This is a genomic window from Microcoleus sp. Pol12A5 (assembly GCF_036701435.1).
Classification (GTDB): domain Bacteria; phylum Cyanobacteriota; class Cyanobacteriia; order Cyanobacteriales; family Microcoleaceae; genus Microcoleus.
Genome location: NZ_JAUBQU010000183.1, coordinates 1 through 7,925, shown reverse-complemented (window position 1 = coordinate 7,925; position 7,925 = coordinate 1). Strand labels below are relative to the sequence as shown.

The 7,925-nt window shown below is 48.0% G+C and carries 9 protein-coding genes; 5 read left to right on the top strand and 4 right to left on the bottom strand.

The features are described from left to right. From QUA45_RS26770 to QUA45_RS26760, 4 genes are all read left to right on the top strand, one after another. A partial coding sequence (locus QUA45_RS26770) for an ATP-binding protein (RefSeq protein WP_333222840.1) occupies positions 1-1,876 on the top strand: 1,876 nt, incomplete at its 5' end. Next, the gene (locus QUA45_RS26765; protein WP_333222838.1) at positions 1,873-2,952 is read left to right on the top strand and encodes a WD40 repeat domain-containing protein; all 1,080 of its coding nucleotides are present in this window, start codon (positions 1,873-1,875) and stop codon (positions 2,950-2,952) included. The genes QUA45_RS26770 and QUA45_RS26765, both read left to right, overlap by 4 nt. Before the next feature lie 27 nt (positions 2,953-2,979). Then, positions 2,980-3,144, top strand: coding sequence for a S26 family signal peptidase (locus QUA45_RS29305; protein ID WP_445304909.1), 165 nt, complete (start codon positions 2,980-2,982; stop codon positions 3,142-3,144). Continuing rightward, the gene (locus QUA45_RS26760; RefSeq protein WP_333094443.1) at positions 3,123-3,317 is read left to right on the top strand and encodes a hypothetical protein; all 195 of its coding nucleotides are present in this window, start codon (positions 3,123-3,125) and stop codon (positions 3,315-3,317) included. Before QUA45_RS29305 ends, QUA45_RS26760 begins: the two co-directional genes overlap by 22 nt. A 125-nt stretch (positions 3,318-3,442) precedes the next feature. On the opposite strand, the gene QUA45_RS26755 is transcribed toward QUA45_RS26760, so the two are convergent. Together QUA45_RS26755 and QUA45_RS26750 are read right to left on the bottom strand one after the other, a co-directional pair. After that, positions 3,443-3,637, bottom strand: a complete 195-nt coding sequence (locus QUA45_RS26755; protein WP_333094442.1) for a hypothetical protein — start codon at positions 3,635-3,637, stop codon at positions 3,443-3,445. Between the two features lie 123 nt (positions 3,638-3,760). Next, complete coding sequence (locus tag QUA45_RS26750; protein WP_333222836.1) at positions 3,761-4,684, bottom strand: M23 family metallopeptidase; 924 nt, start codon at positions 4,682-4,684, stop codon at positions 3,761-3,763. Between the two features lie 304 nt (positions 4,685-4,988). On the opposite strand from QUA45_RS26750, the gene QUA45_RS26745 reads away from it, so the two are divergent. Further along, positions 4,989-6,209, top strand: a complete 1,221-nt coding sequence (locus tag QUA45_RS26745; RefSeq protein ID WP_333222834.1) for an HhoA/HhoB/HtrA family serine endopeptidase — start codon at positions 4,989-4,991, stop codon at positions 6,207-6,209. Positions 6,210-6,519: 310 nt separating this feature from the next. Here the strand turns inward: QUA45_RS26745 and QUA45_RS26740 are convergent, their stop codons facing one another. Together QUA45_RS26740 and scpB are read right to left on the bottom strand one after the other, a co-directional pair. After that, a complete protein-coding gene (locus QUA45_RS26740; RefSeq protein ID WP_333094438.1) occupies positions 6,520-6,867 on the bottom strand; it encodes a DUF760 domain-containing protein in 348 nt (115 codons plus the stop codon). A gap of 42 nt (positions 6,868-6,909) precedes the next feature. Further along, positions 6,910-7,425, bottom strand: coding sequence for an SMC-Scp complex subunit ScpB (gene scpB, locus QUA45_RS26735; RefSeq protein WP_333065039.1), 516 nt, complete (start codon positions 7,423-7,425; stop codon positions 6,910-6,912). Between the last annotated feature and the right edge of the window lie 500 nt (positions 7,426-7,925).

Below are 7,925 nucleotides of genomic sequence, written 5' to 3'. Positions count from 1 at the left end.
TGGTATAGCGGGGAATATCGCGGCTAATGACCTCGGAAATCGGATGACGGAACGGTTGAGCAAAAATCCGAGGATTCTCGACAATCACGATTTGATTAAGGCGGCGGGTGAGGCGATCGGCTATATTTTGAGAGAGGTTGCGAAGTCCGATCGCCTAATTGCGATCGCCGAAACCAAAAATTTGCATTATCCAGAAACAGCACTCAGTCAATTAGCCGAGAAAACTCCTGAATATTGGCTGGATATTAACACGAATACAGCCGATTTGTCAAGGGGTTTAAATATTTCCGAAGACCAGCTAACCAAGATTTTTTCTGCGGATGCCGAGGAGTTCGATCGAGTTACCGGATTGACAACGGCAGATTGGGCAACTTTCGTCAACGAATTCGCGGCCAGCGAGGGCAAATCCTTCGATGCGGAAATTGTGGAATTTGTGGCGGACAAGCTGTACGCAACTTTCCCCAAAGCGTACTGCGGAGTGCTGAAACAGGATGCGGCGAAGGGAGGAGAAAAGTTTGCGGCGATGCAGTTGAATCTGCACCAAATTGCTTTGGCAGAACTGAGAGATTTGGGGCTGCAAAATGGGGAAATTCTGCAAAAGTTGGAGGCCGTGGCAACTGGGCAGCAGATTTGTCAAGTGATGGTGAAATTGTCAGCGATAGAAATTGGCATCGACAATTTGGCGCAAGTTCGGGAATTGCTGCAAACATTTATCGATACTTCCGCGCCCCGATTGCCGATTTCTTTGAAGTCCGAGACGATTATTGAAGACCGGACTAAAGACTTTACCGGGCGCAAGTTTGTATTTGAAGAAATTGGTCGTTTCTTGCAAACCAATCGGAAAGGCTATTTTGTTTTAGAAGCAGAACCGGGTGTCGGGAAAAGTTCAATTCTGGCGCAGTGCGTGTTGATGATGAGACGCCGCTGCGTTACTCATTTTAACTCGCGATCCGACGGGATTGTTGATGCCAAAACTTTTCTGGAAAATGCCTGCCTTCAATTAATTGATGGCTTTAAACTCAGGGATAAGTATCCGCAACTGCCGGAAAATGCGACGGCAAACGGCAATTTTTTAGGGCGGCTGTTGGGGGAAGTCAGCGCTACATTGGGCGGGAAAAAGTTGATTTTTGTGGTAGATGCCCTCGATGAAGTCGATTTGAGTTTGCAAAGCAGCGGCAGCAACGTTCTTTATTTGCCGGACGTTTTGCCGGATAACGTTTACTTTATTGTTTCCAAGCGGCCGGAATCTTTGCTTTTGCCGACGACGAAGAATGATCGGGTGTTTGATTTGATGCAGTACGATGCAGCAAGTCTGGAAGATACGAAGGCTTATATTGCAAAACGCACCAGCAATAGCGCCTCCATTCAGAATTGGATTGCCAGTCATGCTTTGAGCCGGGAACAGTTTGTGGGGGCGGTGGCCCAAAAAAGCCAGAACAATTTTATGTATCTCCGCTACGTGCTGAATGATATCGAAAACGGCGAGTACAGGGATGTTTCTTTGGAAGATTTGCCTAGGGAGTTGACAGGATATTATCGGAAGCATTGGGCACAGATGATGGGCAGGGAAGACGATCCGCTGTTGGAGATGAAAGTTAAGATTATCTACGTGATCTCGAAAGCGCGCGAAGCTGTTTCTCGCGGCTGGATTGCTAAATCGGTAGGCGAGACAGATTTTAAAGTACAGCAGGTACTCAAGAAATGGGATTCATTTTTGCGGCAGCAGCAAGTCAGCGACGAAATTCGCTACAGCATTTATCACAACAGTTTTCGCGAGTTTCTGGCAAAAGATGAAACTGTGCAATCTGCGGGGGTTAATGTTGAAGAACTTAACCGTCAAGGTATGAATAACAGGATAGAAGGAGCACCGCTATGAGCGATTTGGGTGTGTGGTTGGCGGAGCAAAGTAAATCGGAGCGAGAATATTTGTTGAAGCATCAACCCAGGGATTTCATTGAAATTGGGGGAGATTTCAACCGTTATTATCGTTGGGTGACGGATTTTGGTTTTATTGAGGCGAAGTTAAAATTGTTGGGGGTGCAGCCGCTAATTGAGGATTACGATTTAGGGAGAAATGCAGATGTTTTGCTGTCGGAGGGGCAAACGCAAACGCTGAATTTGATTCAAGGGGCTATTCGCAAATCGGCGCACATTTTGGAAAAGGATAAAACTGAATTAGCAGGGCAATTATTGGGGAGGTTGCTAGATTTTGAAATGACTGATATTCAGGGGTTGCTGGAACAGGCAAATCAGTCGAAAGATAGTGTTTGGTTGCGGCCTTTGAAGGCTAATTTAGAGCGGCCCGGAGAAGGATGTCTGCGAACTCTCATCGGTCATACTGAGTCGGTAAAAGCAGTTGCGATCGCACCAGACGGCCTGACAGCGATTTCCGCTTCAGAGGATAAAACCCTGAAAATCTGGGACACCGAGACAGGTACGGAAGTTAGAACCCTCACCGATTATACTAGGCGGGTAAATGCAGTGGCGATCGCACCAGACGGCAAAACCGCGATTTTCGCTTCAGGGGATAACACCCTGAAAATCTGGGACACCGAGACAGATACCGAAGTTAGAACCCTCACCGGTCATACTAGCTTGGTAACAGCAGTGGCGATCGCACCAGACGGCAAGAGAGCGATTTCCGCTTCATGGGATGAAACCCTGAAAATCTGGGACACCGAGACAGGTACCGAAGTTAGAACCCTCACCGGTCATACTAGCTGGGTAACAGCAGTGGCGATCGCACCAGACGGCAAAACCGCGATTTCCGCTTCACTGGATAACACCCTAAAAATCTGGGATTTGCTTAGTGGCAAAGAAATTGCTAGTTTCAACGGAGATTTTAGCTTCAATTGCTGTGCAATTTTGCCTGATGGAGTGACAGTTGTAGCGGGCGATGGATCTGGCCGGGTGCATTTCCTGCGATTGGAGGGAGTTAGCGGCGGGCGATAATCCAAGAAACCGGGTTTTTGTCCGAATCTGTGGGTTATAACGAGGTATTGTCGTAAAAACCCGGTTTTTGGGGTCCCCCGATCGGGTTTTTTCGTGATGGGCGATTCCCTACGGGATAGCTACGCTTCACGGGTTTTTGGGTTTATTGGGCGATCGAATTTGAGAGAAATGTGCGATCGAGTTTTTTGTTGATCGGGCGATCGGATTTTTGTGGATGGGCGATCGAATTTTTGTGGATGGGCGATCGAATTCGATTTGTTAGTCCGTTAGTTTGTCCGCGCGGGGAAGGCCAGTTTGTTCGTCCGCGAGTCCGCCAGGGGTTGAAACCTCTGTCTCATAGCGAAAGTCCTCTGAAAGAGGACTGAAGAGTTAGTTGATGTGTATCGGTTTCATGCGAATTTTCAGTCGGTTTCAACCGACTTTAGGTATGAGACGGGGGTTTCAACCCCCGGCGGGCTGTGTCACAAAGCAGACAAATTTTCAGTCGGTTTCAGAGCGATCGAATTTGAGAGAAATGTGCGATCGGGCAATAAGTTGTTAACCAATAAGTGATTAAGGGGAACCCGATTAGTGCGATCGTTACTTGTTTCTCGGATTCTATCAGGTTCAAAAAGATTGTGAGTAAAATAAACGCGGTTTGCGTCAGTTGTTTTTGTAAGTGAGTCTGGTAAAATGTTGGTAACATATTTTTTGGAATAGGCAATCGTGTAATAATTCTGCTGCCTATCTTTTTTTACCACAACACAGCTCAATCCTTACGCAGTATGGATTTGGGGCGGGTTGTCACCCCCCCAGCACACAAACAATCCTATTTTTTAATAGTCGCTTGCAAATAAAGCAGCGGGTCTTCAGCAACCCAACCCAAACCCGAATTGTACCGAACTTCAAAATGCAAATGAGATGGCGGAATGTCCCGTTTTCCCGTCGTCCCGACAGTTCCCAAAACTTCTCCAGACTGCACTTTTTGACCGACTTTTACCGCAATATCTTTCAAATGAGCGTAGCGCGTTTGCTTCCCCGCTTCATGGTTCACCACCACTAAATTCCCGTAATCCCCCTGCGGCCCGGCAAAGGCGACAGTCCCCTCGCCCGCGGCCAAAACCTGCGTACCCTCCGAAGCCAAAAAATCTACGCCGCTGTGGAAAAAAAATTCGCGCCGCGCCTGATCCAATTGCCGCCCGTAACGCAAAGCTTCCACTGCAGGGGCGGGCAGCGGAAATCCTTGCACCGATGGCGTTGCATCGGGATTGATAGAAGGCCCGATCGACCTATTCACCGCAGGCACAAACACCGTTTTCCCCAAAGGCCTGCACCCATTCGCCTCAAATAGCAAATCTGCGCGCACTTTGTAAGCTTCTGCCAGTTTTTGCCAATTCCAGCCCGCAGGCACTTCTACCTCGATGCCACTGTACGGAGGAATGACGATCGTACTTCCAGCAGAGACTCCACCGCCCCGCAACATCGGATTGATCCCGATCACCGCCGCAGGAATCACATTGTACTGCCGCGCGATGCTTTCTATGGTTTCGCCCTGGGCAACAGTATGGGCGCGCAACCGAGACATAGCCGGACTCGGGCAATCGCGGCCCGGGTCGGGGTTTTCTACAGGTGTACCTGAAGGAAGATTTGTAGGTGGGATTTCGGTATTTGCCGCCGTTTTCCCAACAGGTGCGATCGACCAAATTAGTGCAAAAATCAGCGGAAATAAGCGTTTCAAAGTCATTATGTACATAAAAAAGTATTCATTTCGGACAGTTGACAATTTTAAAATCCTGTGAAACTGCATATTTACAAGCTCTAGCCACCCCCCAGACTGTAAATCCCAGGCTAAGCCAAGTTAGGATGAGAATTATTAGTTTGATTCGCTCTTGGCAAATCCGGCAAAATTGCCTGTGATGCCGATGGGCGCCTGCCTGTTAACAGCTATGTTCTTGAGGAAGCGGTACGCCCCGCCCCGCTTCCTTCCCGTCGCCAAGACAAAAATGCTTGATTCGGAACCTGTCTGCGGGGATGAGGTATCTAGCGGGAGTTATTAAATGAGTTTATCTTTTAAGCAAGCGACCCTTTATGTGACTTTGCTGTCAATCGGCGGAGGTATGGGATGGTTGGGAAATCGCTATCTGCAAGGCTCAAACAATCTGGAAACCGGATTGGTTTTGCCAGTAGTACGCCAGCAAATCCCCCCCTATGCGTCTCCTCCTGTTCTGGAAAATCGGGCGGTCGATCGCAGCAATCCCAATTTTATTGCTGAAGCAGCGGAAAAAGTCGGCCCGGCTGTAGTGCGGATTGACGCATCCAGCAAGGTAGCGAATCAAGTGCCGGAAGCTTTCAAAAATCCTTTGTTTCGCCGGTTTTTTGGGGAGAATTTGCCGCAGCCGGAAGAACGAGTCAAGAGAGGTACGGGTTCCGGGTTTATTCTCACTTCTGACGGCCGCATCGTTACTAATGCTCACGTTGTCTCCGGGACGGATACTGTCAAGGTGACTCTCAAAGACGGCCGCGAGTTTGAGGGTAAGGTGCAGGGAGTCGATCCGCTGACGGATGTTGCTGTAGTTAAGATTAATGCTAAGGAACTGCCGCAGGTGGCTTTGGGCAGCTCAGACAATATTGTACCGGGACAGTGGGCGATCGCGATCGGCAATCCTTTAGGTCTCGACAATACCGTGACTGTGGGCATTATCAGCGCTACGGGTCGATCGAGTTCTCAAGTCGGCATCCCCGACAAGCGAGTCCGCTTCATTCAAACCGACGCCGCCATCAACCCCGGCAATTCTGGCGGCCCTCTGCTCAACGACCAAGGCGAAGTAATTGGCATCAATACCGCCATTCGCGCCGACGCTCAGGGCTTGGGGTTTGCAATTCCGATCGAAACCGCCAAACGAGTTTCCGATCAGCTATTCGCCAAAGGTAAAGCCGAACATCCCTATCTCGGCATTCAAATGGTCAGCTTGACTGCCGCCACCAAGGCAGAACTCAACAAACAGCTCGATAATAATAAAATTACCCTCGATCAAGGCGTAGCCGTGACGCGAGTCGTGGAAAATTCCCCCGCTCAAAAAGCCGACTTGCGCCCCGGAGATGTCATTCAAAAAGTTGACGGAATTGCGGTTAACACTCCTGGGGATGTGCAAGAACGGGTGGAAAACACCGTTGTGGGCAAAGAAATCGAGCTGGAAATTAACCGTGTGGGTCAAGTTCAGAATATAAAAGTACGTCCGGCTGCTTTTCCCCTATCGGGTAGCTCCGCCGGTGGGTAATACCATTTGAGATTTTCGATTACAGAATTGGGAATGACTTACGGGATAAGGATTTGGACCTTACCTAGAGTTGCTTTCTTTTGGGAAACTGCTATTAGTTGCAAACGGTAGAGGATGAAAGATAAATCTGATGCTTTGCTTTATAGTCCTGGACGCAGCAACCGGGTTTTTTCACCAAAATCCTTGGTGTAGGGCGAGGGATACCCGGTTAACAGCCCGGTTTCTTAATTCCCTGTGCCTCCATGATTCAGGATTATGGATTTTTCTGAACAACTTTCATCTTTCTGGGTTCCCCAACCCGTTGATCTTTTTACTTGTCTTTGGGCAAGTTTGGTTGAATCGAGCTGGTGCTTGCTAAATTTTCTTCTAGGTGCATCCTCTGCTCCATTTGCCTCAAAAAATAGCCTGTCATCATCGCTGAAGCTAGCAAACCTGCTAAGTTTTCGCGGTCAGTCGTAATTTCGACGTTAAAATTTTCTGAAGGCAAAACGCCGACAAGTCCTTGAACGTTATGAGAGATAATTTCTCTGATGTCGGGGCTGACGGACTTGGCGACGCGGGCTAGAACCTCCGGGGATTGGTGTTGGAGGTACTTCAGCAGTGGATTGACTGCGGTTTGTTGAGCATTGGATGTGTCAAAGTCAGGGTGAAAAACCATTTGGCGATTCTTAATTTCTGGCTGGTTACATTCTACTTCAAACTACTCGTCATTGCTTGGGTACAAATTGGCCTGAAAGTCAATTTGCAATTGTTTTGGCAGTTGGTCTACTTGAAAGTACCGATGAAATTTCTCGGTAACTTGTAACCAATACGACCGTCCCTCAGCCGACCGCCGTTTGCGGACGAAACCCATTTCTACAAGTTCCTGCACTTGTTGGTAAGCTCCTGAACCTCGCAAGTTAACTAAATCTGGCTGAGCGATGCCGCCTTTGAGGGCGATCGCAGCCAGCGTCCGCAGAGCTCCCACACCTAATTCTGGAGGTATTAAAGTTTGCATTAAACTGGCAAACTCTTCTCTGAGTTGCAGGCTGTATCCTGTGGGGGTTTCGACGACTTCTAATGCACTGTCGCGGTGGGACGAGTCAGACATGAGTTCGATGATGGCGTCTTCGGCTTCGGCTCGATCGCACTTGGCAATCTCGGCAATTTCTGCGATCGACACTGGTTGACCTTTTAAGTAAAGTATGGCTTCTATTGTTGTGGCTAAGCGAGTCATTTGGGAATTAGTAACGAGGAATTGGGACATTGAAAGAAGAAGCAAGAAGCAAGAAATAAGAAGGACTCAGAAAAACAACAGTGCTCCATATTTCCGTAACTTCCGTGTCGTGAATAATGAGAGTTAGTAATAAAGATTCCCCTTACACAAATTATTAATAGTGTAGATTAGGTTGAGGAAGAAAACCAGGGTAAGCTCATCTAATTTGGTATAAATTGTACTTGACAAAACCAACAAAACATACAGGGTAGCCCGCTCGTCAGTAACGGTTCTATAATGCCTCAAAAGCTAAGTCATCAAGGTAAGGAAAAGTTTATGGTTATGAGTAAAGGATTCGCTCCCTCCAACCCAGCGGAAAAATCCGAAGAACTCAACAAGCCAAAGCCCATCTCTATCGAAGATTTACAAACTGGCTTTTCAAATTATCCCTCTTCTGTCACTCTAGGCAGAAGAAAATAAGAATTCCCTCTCATTCATCAAGTAAGAGAAGGGATTTGGGT